This is a genomic window from Streptomyces sp. AC627_RSS907 (genome assembly GCF_019049165.1).
Window position 1 is genome coordinate 1,368 of record NZ_JAGMUE010000211.1, and the last position, 14,061, is coordinate 15,428.

The window sequence follows — 14,061 nt, forward strand, 5'->3', positions numbered from 1 at the left end:
CCGTGCGCCAGCAGCCACAGCGACGCGGCGACGCGCAGGGCGCCGCCGGGCCCGTTGTCGGGGTACGGCGAGCCGATCCACAGCACCGTCACGAGCACGGCGCACGAGGCGAGTCCCAGTCCCGCCGCGACCGCCCCGCCCATCAGACCGGCGGACAGCCCGGGCGACCGGTCGCGCCACCGGTTGCGCAGCAGGGACAACGGGGCTCGGCGGGCGGTCATCGGCATCACGCCCGCCATGCTGCCAACGACACGCGCTTTACCGGTGTAACGGGCGAAGTTCCGTTGTGTCGCCCAATATACGTTTATGTATCTTTTTATGGATCTTTTTGTACGAAGGGGAGCCGCGTGACGCGGCACCGCGGGCGGCGACGGGAGGCGTGCGCGGAGGACACGACGGCGTGGCGCGCGCGGCGGGAGCAGGCGGGGGCGGGCACGGGGGCAGGGGCGGAAACGGAATCGGAGTCGGACACGGGCACGGGCACGGGCACGCCACCGACGCCGCCGGACGAACCGGCGCCGGTACCCGTCGTCGTGACCGTCGGTCCCCGCCCCGCCAACGCCTCTGTGGAGGCCGCCGACAGCCTCGTACTGCCCGCTGCACCGCTGGGCGAGGGGCGGGGAACGGCGCCCGAACCGGCCGCGTCGACGCCCGCCCAGGCCTTCGACGCGCTGTACGCGTTCGGGGCCCCCGCCCTCGTACGGCAGGCCTATCTGCTGACCGGCCGTCGCGAGCTGGCGCGCGAGTCGGTGGAGCGGGCCTTCCAGCGCGCCTGGGAGCGCTGGCCCGAGGTGGCCCGCGACCGCGACCCGGTGGGCTGGGTACGGGCGGCGGCTTACGAGTACGCGCTCTCGCCCTGGCACCGGTTCCGCCTGCGCCACCGGCCCCCGGAGCCGCCGCCCGCCGACCCCTCCCACCGCACCCTGCTGGACGCCCTGCTCCGGCTCCCCCCACCGCACCGCCGCACGCTCGTGCTGTACGACGGCGTGGGCCTGGACCTGCCCGAGACGGCCGCGGAGACGGAGGCGAGCACGCCGGCCGCGGCCAACCGGCTCCTGCGTGCCCGCGAGGCCGTCGCCGGCCGGCTGCCCGAGCTGGCCGACCCACAGGTGCTGCACCGGCGGCTGGCGGAGCTGGCGTCGGCCGAGCGTCTGCGGGCGGCCGGGCCGTCGACAGTGCGGGCCGGCAGCGAACGCCGGGCACGGTTCCTGACCCGGGCGGCGATCGCGTTCACGGTCGCCTTCATCGGGACGACGGCCCTGACCCTGCGCTCCGCCCCCACCCACTACGAACCGCCCGTGGCGCCGGGGGAGACGGTGCGCGGGGTGCCGCCCCGGGTCGCGCCCGGGCCGCTGTCAGACAGGCAGCTGAAGCTGCGGCAGAAGCTGCGGGACCAGTTGCAGGACGGGCCGGAGCGACTGGTGCCGGTGGCCGGATGAGGCGCGGCACACCCGTGGGCCCGGCGCCCGGTGGGCCGGTACGCCGAGTGGGCCCGCCCCCGGTCAGGAGGTGGGCCCACTCGGTGCGGGAAAGACGCTCAGCCGGCCGGGGTCAGTGACCCAGGATGGCGCGGGCGAGCTTCGCCGTCTCGGTCGGCGTCTTGCCGACCTTGACGCCGGCGGCCTCCAGGGCCTCCTTCTTCGCCTGGGCGGTGCCGGACGAGCCGGAGACGATGGCGCCGGCGTGGCCCATGGTCTTGCCCTCGGGCGCGGTGAAGCCCGCGACGTAGCCCACGACCGGCTTGGTCACGTTGGCCTTGATGAAGTCGGCCGCACGCTCCTCGGCGTCGCCGCCGATCTCGCCGATCATGACGATCAGGTCGGTCTCGGGGTCGGCCTCGAACGCGGCGAGCGCGTCGATGTGCGTGGTGCCGATGATCGGGTCGCCACCGATGCCGACGGCGGTCGAGAAGCCGATGTCACGCAGCTCGTACATCATCTGGTACGTCAGCGTGCCGGACTTCGAGACCAGGCCGATGCGGCCCGGCTTGGTGATGTCGCCCGGGATGATGCCGACGTTGGACTGGCCCGGGGTGATGATGCCGGGGCAGTTCGGGCCGATGATCCGGGTCTTGTTGCCCTTCTTGCCGGCGTACGACCAGAAGGCGGCCGAGTCGTGCACGGCGATGCCCTCGGTGATGACGACGGCCAGCGGGATCTCGGCGTCGATGGCCTCGACGACGGCGTCCTTGGTGAACTTCTCCGGCACGAAGATGACGGAGACGTCGGCGCCGGTCTTCTCGATGGCCTCCTTGACGGTGCCGAAGACCGGTACCTCGTTGCCGTCGAAGTCCACGGACTGACCCGCCTTGCGCGGGTTCACGCCGCCCACGACGTTGGTGCCGTCGCCGAGCATGAGCTTGGTGTGCTTCATGCCGGTGGCGCCGGTCATGCCCTGGACGATGACCTTGCTGTCCTTGTTGAGCCAGATAGCCATGGTGTGTTGGTGTCCTCGTCCTAGGTGCTTACTTGGCGGCGTGAGCCAGCTCGGCGGCCTTGTCGGCCGCGCCGTCCATGGTGTCGACGCGCTGGACCAGCGGGTGGTTGGCGTCGGTGAGGATCTTGCGGCCCAGCTCGGCGTTGTTGCCGTCGAGGCGGACGACGAGCGGCTTCTCGACCTTCTCGCCCCGGTCCTCCAGGAGCTTCAGCGCCTGGACGATGCCGTTGGCGACCTCGTCGCAGGCGGTGATGCCGCCGAAGACGTTGACGAACACGGAGCGGACGTCCGGGTCGCCGAGGATGATCTCCAGGCCGTTCGCCATCACCTGGGCGGAGGCGCCGCCACCGATGTCCAGGAAGTTGGCGGGCTTGACGTTGCCGTGCTTCTCACCGGCGTACGCGACGACGTCCAGGGTGCTCATGACGAGACCCGCGCCGTTGCCGATGATGCCGACCTCGCCGTCGAGCTTGACGTAGTTGAGGTTCTTCTCCTTGGCGGCGGCCTCGAGCGGGTTGGCCGCGGCCTTGTCGTGGAGGGCCTCGAAGTCGGGGTGACGGAACTCGGCGTTGTCGTCCAGCGACACCTTGCCGTCGAGGGCGATGACGTCGCCGGAGGCGACCTTGGCCAGCGGGTTGACCTCGACCAGGAGGGCGTCCTCCTTGATGAAGGTGTCCCACAGCTTGACCAGGATGTCGGCGACCTTGTCGGCGACCTCGGCCGGGAACTTCGCGGCCTCGACGATCTCGCGGGCCTTCTCGGGCGTCACGCCGTCGATCGCGTCGATCGGGGTCTTGGCGACGGCCTCCGGACGGGTGGCCGCCACCTCCTCGATCTCCATGCCGCCCTCGACGGAGGCGATGGAGAGGAAGGTGCGGTTGGCACGGTCGAGGAGGAAGGAGACGTAGTACTCCTCGACGATCTCCGGGGCGGTCTCGGCGATCATCACCTTGTGGACCGTGTGGCCCTTGATGTCCATGCCGAGGATGTCCGTCGCCCGGGCGACGGCCTCGTCCGCGGAGGCGGCCAGCTTCACGCCACCGGCCTTGCCGCGACCACCGACCTTCACCTGCGCCTTGACGACGGACTTGCCGCCCAGACGCTCGGTGATCTCGCGCGCCGCCTCAGGCGTGTCGATGACTTCACCGGCCAGCACCGGTACATCGTGCTTGGCGAAGAGGTCCCTCGCCTGGTACTCGAACAGGTCCACGCGCTTCCGTCCCTATCAGTGATCTCGCGGTTCGTTGGATGCGTGGGCGTGCCGCGAAGGGCAACGTGACGTCCGCTGTGAGTCACAAGGGGGGCGCACACGGTGTCCGAGCGCGCGGCATGTCCGTCTCGCAGGTTATCGCCGCTTGCCGGGGGTCTCTAAATCACGGGTCACACCCGAGCGGTGATACCTGTCACATGATGCCTCGCTCACTGGCACGCGGTGCCGGGTGTGAGGAGCTGACCTGGGCGCCTGCGCGGGATACGCGGAGGCGGGGCCGGGGCACGGACTCCGCGGCCGCGGGGAGACAAGGGCCTCACCGGGCCGGGGTTGACCTGGTGAGGCCCGTCTGTCTCCCCGCGGCGCCGGTTTCCGGCAGGAGTCCGGCCACCGCGGACCGACACGACGTCAACCGGCGTCCGGTAGGGGCAGAGGCCGCTTCTCGATCGCCGCCGCCATCACCTCCGGGAACAGGTCGGGCGTACAGGCGAAGGCCGGCGCGTCCAGCGCGGCGAGCGCCGCCGCGTGCTCCCGGTCGTACGCGGGCGCCCCCTCGTCGGACAGGGCCAGCAGCGTCACGAACCGCACCCCCGCCGACTTCATCGCCGCGACCCGCTTGAGCATCTCGTTCCGTATGCCTCCCTCGTACAGGTCGCTGATCAGCACGACCACTGTTTCGGCGGGCCGGGTGATCTGCGACTGGCAGTACGCCAGCGCCCGGTTGATGTCCGTACCGCCGCCGAGCTGGGTGCCGAAGAGCACGTCGACCGGATCGGCCAGCTGGTCGGTGAGGTCGACGACCGCCGTGTCGAACACGACGAGCCGGGTGGCGATCGACCGCATGGACGCCAGCACCGCGCCGAACACCGAGGCGTACACGACGGACGCCGCCATCGACCCCGACTGGTCGATGCAGAGGATGACCTCCTTCTTCACGGACTGGGACGCCCGTCCGTACCCGATGAGCCGCTCGGGCACGATCGTCCGGTGCTCGGGCAGGTAGTGCTTCAGGTTGGCCGCGATCGTGCGGTTCCAGTCGATGTCGTGGTGTCGGGGCCGGCTGACCCGGGCACTGCGGTCGAGGGCACCGGTGAGGGTGGCGCGGGTGCGGGTGGCGAGCCGCTTCTCCAGGTCCTCGACGACCTTGCGCACGACGGCCCGCGCCGTCTCCTTCGTCGTCTCCGGCATCGCCTTGTTGAGCGACAGCAACGTGCCGACCAGGTGCACGTCGGCCTCCACCGCCTCGAGCATCTCCGGCTCCAGCAGGAGACCGGCGAGGCCGAGCCGGTCGATGGCGTCCCGCTGCATGACCTGCACGACGGAGGAGGGGAAGTAGGTCCGTATGTCGCCCAGCCAGCGCGCCACGGCCGGCGCGGAGGCGCCGAGCCCCGCCGAACGGTCCCGCCCCGCCCGTGGTCCGTCCCCCTTTCCGTAGAGCGCGGTGAGCGCTCCGTCCATGGCGGCGTCCTGACCGGAGAGCACGCACCCGGTGCCGTCGGCCGCGTCACCGCCGAGCACGAGCCGCCACCGCCGCAGTCGTTCCTGTGCGGTGTCGGCGACCGCCGTCCCGGCCGTCATGCCTCCCTCCCCACGAGGTCGTTCCGTCACGCGTCCACCCCCACGAGGTCGTTGTCGTCCAGGCCCGGACCTGGGCCCGCGCCCGGTCCTCCGGCGGTCCGCGCACGCGCGTTCGCCGTGCTCGACGCGCCCGTCGCGTCCGCCGTGCCCGCCGCGCCCGCCGTGCCCGTCACGTCCGCCGCGTCCGCCGTGCCCGTCACGTCCGCCACGTCCGCCGTGCCCGCCGCGTCCGCCGCGCCCGTCACGTCCGCCGTGCCCGTCACGTCCGCCGCGTCCGCCGTGCCCGCCGTGCCCAGGCCCAGCAGCAGCCGGACCACCGGCAGTACGGCGTCGGCGCGCTCGGTGTCGAGCCCGGGCGCGAAACCGGGTGGGCCGGAACCGGCCGCCGTCACGCTCGCCCGCCGCTCCGGTCCGCGCCGGACCAGCTCGCCGAGGCCTCGGCGCACCCCCGGCTCGTACGCCGAGAAGGTGCGCCGCAGCAGCGGCAGCACGTCCGTGAACGCCTCCGCCGGTACCCCGGTCAGCCAGGAGTCCACCAGGGCGAGCAGCCGCTCGTCGTGAAGGAGCAGCATGCCGCCGCCGGAGCCGCCGCCGAGGAAGCCCTCGATCCAGGCCGCCGCGTCCGGCGGCGGCGTCCCCGGGGACAGCACCAGGCCCATGAGTCGCGCCGCCTCGTCCGGTGCCAGCTTCCCGTCGTCCAGCAGGAGCCGTACGGCACGCCCCCGGATGACGCCGGGCACGGTGTCCCGCGCGGACAGGGTCCGCAGCACGGCCTCCCAGCGGGCGCGCAGGCCGCCGTGGCCCGGCGCGGGGGCGTCGCCGAGCAGGCCCACCGCCCCGTGCACGGCGTCCAGGTGCCGGCGCATCTCCTCGGCCGCGTCGGCGTCCAGCGCGGCACAGGCGGGAGGCAGGCCGACGAAGACCCGCTCGGCGAGGCCCGCGGCCACCTCGGCCAGCGCGCCGGTGTCGGTGCCGCGCACGTCGCCGTAGCGCAGGGAGCGGACCAGGGCCGGCAGGGCCTGGGCGAGGTGGCCGACGTCGGTGTCGAGCGCCGCGCGGTCGGCGAGGACCCGCATCACCGTGGGCAGCGTGTCCGGCAGCCCGGCCAGCAGACAGCGTTCGGCGAGCGCGGTCACGTCGGCGAGGCCCTGCGCGGTGACGGCGTCCGCCTCGGCCCTGGCGGTGGCGGCGGCGAGCACGGTGGTGCCCCATACCCCGGCCTCGGCGACCCGCACCGCCAGCTCCGGCTCCCACCGCAGCCTCCACGTCTCCCGGAAGGTGCCCGTGCCGCCCCGCGAAGCGGCCGGCTCGCCCCAGCCGATGCCGAGCAGCCGCAGCCGGTGCAGCAGTCTGCTCCGCCCGGCGTCGGTCTCCTTGCGCAGGTCCAGCTCCAGCTCCCGCTCCCGCGCCTCCGGCTTGAGCCGCAGCCGCCGCTGGGTCCGGTCGAGGTCCCGCTGCAACGGGACCGCGGGTGCCCCCGGCGGCACATCCCCCAGGACGTCCCCCACCACCAGCCGATCGTGCACGAGCGCCAGCGGCACGTCCGAGCCCTCGCACATCACCGCCCGTACGGCGTCCGTCGTCTCGCTCAGCCCGGGCAGCGGACGACCGCGCATCACCGCGAGGCTCTCGGCCAGCCGCACCGCCTCGATCACGTGCGCCGAGGAGACGAGCCGGTCCTCCTCCCGCAGCAGCCCGGCCACCTTGGTCAGCCACCGCTCCACGGGCCGGTCCGGCACGCCGAACAGGTGTGCGTACCAACCCGGCGAGTCGATGCCCGCCCCGTATCCACTGGCCCGGGACAGCCTGCGGTGGGTCCACGGCACCCAGGTCAGCTCCACCTTGACCTTGGGCAGCCCCTTCAGCAGCGCCCGGTCGGCTGCGACGGCGCCCCCGCGCCGCAGCGCGGGCACGTGCCAGGCCCCGCAGACCACGGCCACGCCCCGGGCGGACTCGCGCCGCGCCGCCCGTACCTGGAGCCGCATGTACGCCTCCCGTACGAGGTCCCGGTCGCGCCCGCCGCTCTCCTCCGTCTCCCGCAGCGCCCCCATCGCCTCCTCCAGCGCCAGGAACGGCGCGAACGCGTCCCCCGCTCCCGTGCCCCGGTGCTCGACCGCGTCCTCCCACCAGCGCTCCGCATCCTCGTATCCGGCGGCCTCGGCGAGGGCGGCGAGCGGATCCACCCGGACGTCGGGGCGGGCGGCACCGGGCGCGTCCGCCTCCCCCGGCTCCGGCTCCCGCTCCGGTGCCCGCCACGCCAGGGTGTGCGCGGCCGGGAGGTCGATGAAGCGGGCCGGGACGTCGTGCTCCAGGGCCCAGCGGATGGCCACCCACTCCGGGGAGAAGTCGGCCAGCGGCCAGAACGCCGAGCGACCGGGCTCGTCCACGGCGTGGGCCAGGAGCGCGACCGGTGGCCGCATGTCCTCGTCGGCGGCCAACGGGATCAGGGCATCGGCCTCGGGCGGTCCCTCGATCAGCACGACCCCCGGCCGGGCCGCATCCAGGGCCGCCCGGACCGCCCGTGCCGACCCCGGCCCGTGATGGCGCACTCCGAGCAGGAGCGGCCCGCCGCCCGACCCGCCGGGCCGGTCGCCCGCGGCCCTGTCAGCGCCCGTCACACCGTCCCCCTCGCCTACGGGACCAGGTCGAGTCGTCGTCCTCCACCGTCGCGCCGGCCGCCGGCACACCGGCCCGGAACGTCATCGCCGACCGCTCTCGCGTCCGCACGCCGTTCACACCGTCACCTCCCGGCAGGCCCGGTAGAAGTCCGCCCAGCCGTCGCGCTCGCGGACGACCGTCTCCAGGTACTCCTGCCAGACGACGCGGTCGGCGGCCGGGTCGCGGACGACGGCGCCGACGATGCCCGCGGCGACGTCGCCCGGCCGCAGCACCCCGTCCCCGAAGTGGGCGGCCAGTGCCAGGCCGTTGGTGACGACGGAGATGGCCTCGGCCGTCGACAGCGTGCCGCTGGGCGACTTCACCTTCGTCCGCCCGTCGGACGTCAGCCCGTCACGCAACTCGCGGAAGACGGTGACGACCCTGCGGATCTCGTCGATGCCGTCGGGCGCGGCCGGCAGTTCGAGGGAGCGGCCGATCTGGTCGACGCGGCGCGAGACGATGTCGACCTCGGCCTCGGCACTCTCCGGCAGCGGCAGCACCACGGTGTTGAAACGGCGGCGCAGGGCGCTGGACAGGTCGTTGACCCCGCGATCGCGGTCGTTGGCGGTGGCGATCAGGTTGAAGCCGCGGACCGCCTGCACCTCCTGCCCGAGTTCCGGTATCGGCAGGGTCTTCTCCGACAGGATGGTGATGAGACTGTCCTGCACGTCCGCCGGGATGCGGGTCAGTTCCTCCACCCGGGCCGTCGTCCCCTCCGCCATCGCCCGCATGACCGGGCTGGGCACGAGGGCATCCCGGCTGGGGCCGTGGGCCAGCAGTCGCGCGTAGTTCCAGCCGTAGCGGATCGCCTCCTCCGGTGTGCCCGCCGTGCCCTGCACCAGCAGGGTCGAGTCACCGCTCACGGCGGCGGCGAGATGCTCGGACACCCAGGTCTTCGCGGTGCCGGGCACGCCGAGCAGGAGCAGGGCGCGGTCGGTGGCGAGCGTGGTGACGGCGACCTCGACGACACGGCGCGGGCCCACGTACTTCGGGGTGATCACCGTGCCGTCGGGCAGGGTGCCGCCGAGCAGGTACGTGGCGACGGCCCACGGCGACAGCTTCCAGCGGGCCGGGCGCGCACGGTCGTCCTGCGCTGCCAGCGCGGCCAGCTCGCCCGCGAAGGCGTGCTCGGCGTGCGGCCGCAACGCCTCCGTGTCGGGCGCGGACCCGCTCCCGCTCGGGTCGACGGATGTCGGTGTTACGGACACAGGCATGGGCTGATTCCCCCTCCAGCTCGGCCGGTTCGATCTGGTGTCCACGGTGCACCACACCACTGACAATCGCTCTGACCTGCATAAACTCCTGCTCTCGGTCGATTGTCAGTGGGAGGACCTACCTTCGATGGCATGACTCAGCAGGGGGTGCGCTGGACCGCGGACCAGGTGCTGGCGCTGGCGCCTGACGCCGCGTCGCGCAAAGCCGGGAGCAAACTCGGCACGGCCGGGCCGTGGTCCGGGGTGGGTTTCGACGAGGGGGCGGTGTGGGGACTGTGCAGGGGCAGCGGCAGCAAGCCGTATCAGACGGTCGTCGACGTCGCGGACGCGTCCGGGCCCGCGTACAAGTGCAGTTGCCCAAGCCGTAAGTTTCCGTGCAAGCACGCGCTCGGACTGCTGCTGCTCTGGGCGGGCGGAGACGGTGCGGAGCGGGACGCGAAGGCGCCGGACTGGGCGGAGCGGTGGATCACGGGACGACGTGAGCGGGCGCGGGAGAAGGGGGTGGCGGACCCGACCGGCTCCGCCGCCGGGCCGAGTGATCCGGAGGCGGCGCGGCGCCGGGCGGAGCGACGGGCCGAGCGGATCACCGCGGGCGCGACGGAGCTGGAGCAGCGGCTCGCGGACCTCCTGCGCGGCGGCCTGGCCGGCGCGGAGCAGTCCGGTTACGGGCTGTGGGAGGAGACGGCGGCCCGCATGGTCGACGCCCAGGCACCGGGTCTGGCCTCGCGGGTGAGGGAGTTGGGGGCCATACCGTCGTCCGGCCCCGGCTGGCCGGTCCGGCTGCTGGAGGAGTGTGCCCTTCTCCATCTCCTCGACCAGGGCTGGCTGCGCCGTGAGCGGCTGCCGGACGCACTGGCGGCGACGGTCCGCTCACGTGTCGGCCTGGCCGCGTCCGCGGACGGCCCCCCGGTGCGGGACCGCTGGCTGGTCCTCTCCCAGCACGACACGGCGGACGCACGGCTGACGACCCGGCGCGTCTGGCTGTACGGCGCGGAGACGGACCGCACCGCGCTGCTCCTCTCCTTCGGGGCGGCGGGCCGTGCTCCGGAGTTGGCACTGCCCGTGGGGCTCACCCTGGAGGCGGAGGTGTCGTCGTATCCGGGCGCCGGTCAGCAGCGAGCGGCCCTCGGGAAACAGTTCGCGCCGCCCGCGCCCGCGGAGATACGCCCGAAGGGGGTGGCGGTGTCCCAGGCGGCCGTGCGGTACGGCCAGGCCCTCCGGGACGACCCGTGGCTCGAGTCGGTGCCGGTGACCCTGGAGCGGGCCGTGCCGGTGCCGGACGGTGACTCCTGGCAGCTGGCGGACGCCGACGGGGACACGGCGCTGCCGCTCACCCCGGCGGCCGGCAACCGCCCGGGGCTGTGGCGGCTGGTCGCGCTGTCGGGTGGCGCGCCCGTCAAGGTCTTCGGCGAGTGCGGCCACCGCGGCTTCACCCCGCTGACCGCCTGGCCGACCGGACCCGGCCCGGCGGTGCCGCTGTGCTGACCCGCCCGGCGGAACGCGGCAGGGAAGCGGCGCCGGAGCGCAGAGTACCGCCGGAGCCGCAGGGACCGCCGGAGCCGCCGGGCTCACGGAACAGCGGGGACTGCCGGAACGGCGGCGGTCGCCGGAGCGAACGGCAGTCGGCAGAGCGAGCAGCGGTCGACGGGTACGGAGGCCGCCGAGAGAAGGCGAACCGGCCGGCAGAGCGCAGAGAACCGGCGAAACGGCAGGGACGGAAAGGAAACACATGACCAGGACGCCCGCTTTCACCGACGCGCCCGCCCCGGGCGACTGGGAGGAACTCGTCACCGTGGCGCTGCTCGGCACGGAGCGGCGCACTCCCCCGGGCTGCGAGCCCGGCCCGGGCGCGGCGACCGCGCTGCTGGACATGGCGGCCGCCGAGACCGTTCGCCGGCGCGCGGGACTGCGCCCGGCCCACGCGGCCCGGCGTCCGGAGCCGGCCCCCGAGGATCCCCGCCCGCCGTTGCCGGGCGCGGCGGCCCGCCGGCTCATGATGCTGCTCACCGACCGCCCCGGCGCGGCGGGCGGAGGCCGCAGAGGCAGCGCGCCCGATCTGGTGGAGTTGCTGCCCCAGTGGCTGGCTGCGGCGAACGCCCGCGGTTTCGCGGCACCGCCCGAAGCGCTGCCGGCTCTGCTGGACGCGGCACGGGGGCGCACGGACCTGCGGCCGGCCGCGTTGACGTTCGCCGGGCCCCGCGCCCTCTGGCTGGCCCGGCTCAACCCGGACTGGCGGTTCGCGCTGCGCGCGACGCCGGGCGGGGGTCCCGCGCTGCCCGGCCCGGGCGCCGGGGAGCGGGTGCGGAAGCTCTGGGAGGAGGGCCTGTTCGCCGAGCGGGTCGCTCTGCTGACGTCCCTGCGCGCCCGCGACCCCGACGCCGCCCGCGAGCTGCTGGTCTCGACGTGGGCGACAGAGCGGGCCGAGGACCGGCTGATGCTCCTCGACTCACTGCGGACGGGGCTGGGGCCGGCGGACGAACCGTTCCTGGAACGGACGCTGGCCGACCGCAGCCGCAACGTACGGGCGACGGCGGCGGAGCTGTTGTCGGCCCTCCCGGACTCGGCGCTCGCCGCGCGGATGGCGGCGCGCACCATGACCTGCGTGTCGCTCGACCGCGCCCTGGACCCACCGGCGATCACCGTCGAAGCACCCCATGAGTGCGACGCGGACATGGAACGGGACGGCGTCGTGGCCGCACCGCCCGCGGGGCGCGGTGCACGGTCCTGGTGGTTCGGCCAGTTGGCGGAGGCCGCGCCACTGGGGACCTGGTCCGCGCGGTTCGGCGGACGCACCCCCGAGCAGATCGTGGCCCTCCCGGTGGCGGACGACTGGCAGGGCGAGCTGCACGCGGCCTGGTGCCGCGCCGCGGTACGGCAGCGGGACGCTGCCTGGGCGAGAGCCCTGCTGGGGGTGCCCACGGCGCCCGAGGCCGGGGGTCCGGGCGCGGTGTCCCTGGCCGAGCGGGCCAAACTGCTCGGCACGCTGGACGCCGGTGAACGGGCCGAGTGGGTCGCCGGGTTCATCGCGACGCACGGTCTGTCCGAGGCGTTCCAGCTGCTCGGCATGTGCGGGGTGCCGTGGGCTCCGCCGCTCGGACGGGCGGTGGTCGACGCGCTCAACATCGCCCGCGACGCCGGGAGCTACCCGTGGAGCTTCAGCGGCGTCATGGGCCTGGCCGAACGCTGCCTCGACCCCTCGGAGGCGGCCCGCCTCGACGGCCTGCTGGCGATACCGGAGGAACCGGAGGACGCGTCACCGGGGGCCGCGGGGTACTGGGCGGAGGCGTTCCAGCGCCTCGTCACGACGTTGCGGTTGCGCGCGGCGATGGCCGAGGAGCTGGAGGCGGATCACTGAGGTACGCGCCGCGACTCCCCGGGCCGCTCGCCCGGCAGGGGCGGCGGGGAGCGCAGGGCCGCACGCCCGGCAGGGGCGGCGGGGAGCGCAGGGCCGCACGACCCGTCGTGGCGGGCTGTGCGCAACAGTCAACGCCCACGCCCGCCACGAGCCGTCGCCCACGCACACGCCCACGCTCGCGACCACTCCGAGCCGTCGGCGTCGGCACCGCCCCCAACCCCGACGACGGAGAGCGACTGAGACGCTGAGACGACTGAGACGCTGAGACGACAGCCCGGCGGCCGCGACGACAGCCCGGCGGCCGCACCGTCACCGAACGGGTGACTACGCCTCCGCCGGTTCCCGCACGTTGGCCCGTACCCAGTCCACGATCGACGCCGTCGTCGCACCGGGCGTGAAGATCTCCGCGACGCCCTTCTCCTTCAGCGGGGCGATGTCCGCCTCGGGGATGATCCCGCCGCCGAAGACCAGGATGTCCGCCGCGTCGCGCTCCCTGAGCAGCTCGATCACGGCGGCGAAGAGCGTGTTGTGCGCCCCGGAGAGGATGGACAGCCCGATGGCGTCGGCGTCCTCCTGGATCGCGGTGTCCACGATCTGCTCGGGTGTCTGGTGGAGCCCGGTGTAGATGACCTCCATACCGGCGTCGCGCAGGGCCCGCGCGATCACCTTGGCCCCGCGATCGTGGCCGTCGAGCCCCGGCTTGGCCACCACCACGCGGATCGGACCGGCTGCCACACCCATCACTGCCTCCATGAAGCGACTACATCCATCCGTACCGACAAGTACCGCACACTTCACCGACGCCGTACACAGGGGGCACGGCCGACATAGACACACATCGCGCACGAAGTGCGTAAAGCGCTCGCCTTCGCTGCACGGACACCCTCACCACATCGCCCCGGGGAAGTGAACGAACGTTATCTCCAGCATCCCGCAACCGGCAGTTTCGCGGTGGATACAGAGGGGGAAATCACACGGTGGGACATGTCCGCCGCGCACCGCGCCAGGGCGCGGCGGCAACACGCGCACGGAGAGCCGCAGCGAGGGCAGGACCGGGCAGCGGCGGGCCCCGCGCCGCACACGGGCATCGCAGGGCACCGAAGTACTGATACGGCACGTCTGTCCGGTTTAAACCTCACAAACATCACCAATCACTGGTGTCACGGCCCTCCAAAGAGGGCACACGGGGGACAGAGGCGTCCCCGCGCGTGCCGACAGGAGGTCGGCCCATGAAGGTCACCACGGCAGCACTGCCCCTTCTCCCGCTCTGTCAGCGTCTCCTGCCGGGAATTCCGGGACTGCCGGGACTCCCGGCCCGACTGACGGGGCTCTCCCTGACCCTCCTGAAGGCGACCGCCCTGGAGGTCGCGATCCTCGCCGGGCACCTCCTCCTCTACCCCTCGGGGATCGTCCAGGAGCGCCGGCCCATTTCCGCCCTCCCGCCGACGGACTCCCAGGAACCGCACCCCACCCCTCCCGCCCCCCGGCTGCCGACCCGCACCAGCCCCCCGGTCGTCCTGCTGCACGGCTTCATCGACAACCGCTCGGTCTTCCTCTTCCTGCGCCGCAGCCTGGCCCAGCACGGCCGCCACCAGGTCGAGTCACTGAAC

General features: G+C 73.7%; 9 protein-coding genes and 2 pseudogenes. 4 read left to right on the forward strand and 7 right to left on the reverse strand.

Going from position 1 to position 14,061, the window contains the following annotated elements:
- Window positions 1-239 (reverse strand): annotated as a pseudogene (locus tag KUM32_RS32230) (hypothetical protein); the annotation flags it as partial.
- A gap of 108 nt (window positions 240-347) precedes the next feature.
- Between KUM32_RS32230 and KUM32_RS32235 the strand changes: the two are divergent.
- Window positions 348-1,439: a sigma factor-like helix-turn-helix DNA-binding protein gene (locus KUM32_RS32235; protein ID WP_308408772.1), complete on the forward strand. Its 1,092-nt coding sequence runs from the start codon at window positions 348-350 to the stop codon at window positions 1,437-1,439.
- 112 nt (window positions 1,440-1,551) lie between these two features.
- Here the strand turns inward: KUM32_RS32235 and sucD are convergent, their stop codons facing one another.
- The 5 genes from sucD to KUM32_RS32260 form a co-directional block, all read right to left on the reverse strand.
- The gene (gene sucD / locus KUM32_RS32240) at window positions 1,552-2,436 is read right to left on the reverse strand and encodes a succinate--CoA ligase subunit alpha (protein WP_217145486.1); all 885 of its coding nucleotides are present in this window, start codon (window positions 2,434-2,436) and stop codon (window positions 1,552-1,554) included.
- A 28-nt stretch (window positions 2,437-2,464) separates the two neighbouring features.
- Complete coding sequence (gene sucC / locus KUM32_RS32245; protein WP_217145487.1) at window positions 2,465-3,646, reverse strand: ADP-forming succinate--CoA ligase subunit beta; 1,182 nt, start codon at window positions 3,644-3,646, stop codon at window positions 2,465-2,467.
- 408 nt (window positions 3,647-4,054) lie between these two features.
- Window positions 4,055-5,224 (reverse strand): VWA domain-containing protein, encoded by a 1,170-nt coding sequence (locus tag KUM32_RS32250; RefSeq protein ID WP_217145488.1) that lies wholly within the window; start codon window positions 5,222-5,224, stop codon window positions 4,055-4,057.
- A gap of 26 nt (window positions 5,225-5,250) precedes the next feature.
- The gene (locus tag KUM32_RS32255; RefSeq protein ID WP_308408773.1) at window positions 5,251-7,842 is read right to left on the reverse strand and encodes a DUF5682 family protein; all 2,592 of its coding nucleotides are present in this window, start codon (window positions 7,840-7,842) and stop codon (window positions 5,251-5,253) included.
- A gap of 114 nt (window positions 7,843-7,956) precedes the next feature.
- Window positions 7,957-9,096, reverse strand: coding sequence for an AAA family ATPase (locus KUM32_RS32260; protein WP_217145489.1), 1,140 nt, complete (start codon window positions 9,094-9,096; stop codon window positions 7,957-7,959).
- Window positions 9,097-9,228: 132 nt separating this feature from the next.
- Between KUM32_RS32260 and KUM32_RS32265 the strand changes: the two genes are divergently transcribed.
- Both KUM32_RS32265 and KUM32_RS32270 read left to right on the forward strand, forming a co-directional pair.
- Window positions 9,229-10,581 carry an SWIM zinc finger family protein gene (locus KUM32_RS32265; protein WP_217145490.1) on the forward strand — a complete coding sequence of 451 codons (1,353 nt, stop codon included), beginning with the start codon at window positions 9,229-9,231 and terminating at the stop codon, window positions 10,579-10,581.
- A gap of 244 nt (window positions 10,582-10,825) precedes the next feature.
- On the forward strand, window positions 10,826-12,451 hold the full coding sequence (locus KUM32_RS32270; protein WP_217145491.1) for a DUF5691 domain-containing protein: 1,626 nt from the start codon (window positions 10,826-10,828) through the stop codon (window positions 12,449-12,451).
- Between the two features lie 324 nt (window positions 12,452-12,775).
- On the opposite strand, the gene KUM32_RS32275 is transcribed toward KUM32_RS32270, so the two are convergent.
- Complete coding sequence (locus KUM32_RS32275) at window positions 12,776-13,192, reverse strand: cobalamin B12-binding domain-containing protein (RefSeq protein WP_055418278.1); 417 nt, start codon at window positions 13,190-13,192, stop codon at window positions 12,776-12,778.
- 488 nt (window positions 13,193-13,680) lie between these two features.
- Between KUM32_RS32275 and KUM32_RS32280 the strand changes: the two are divergent.
- Window positions 13,681-14,061, forward strand: a pseudogene (locus KUM32_RS32280) (lipase); the annotation flags it as partial.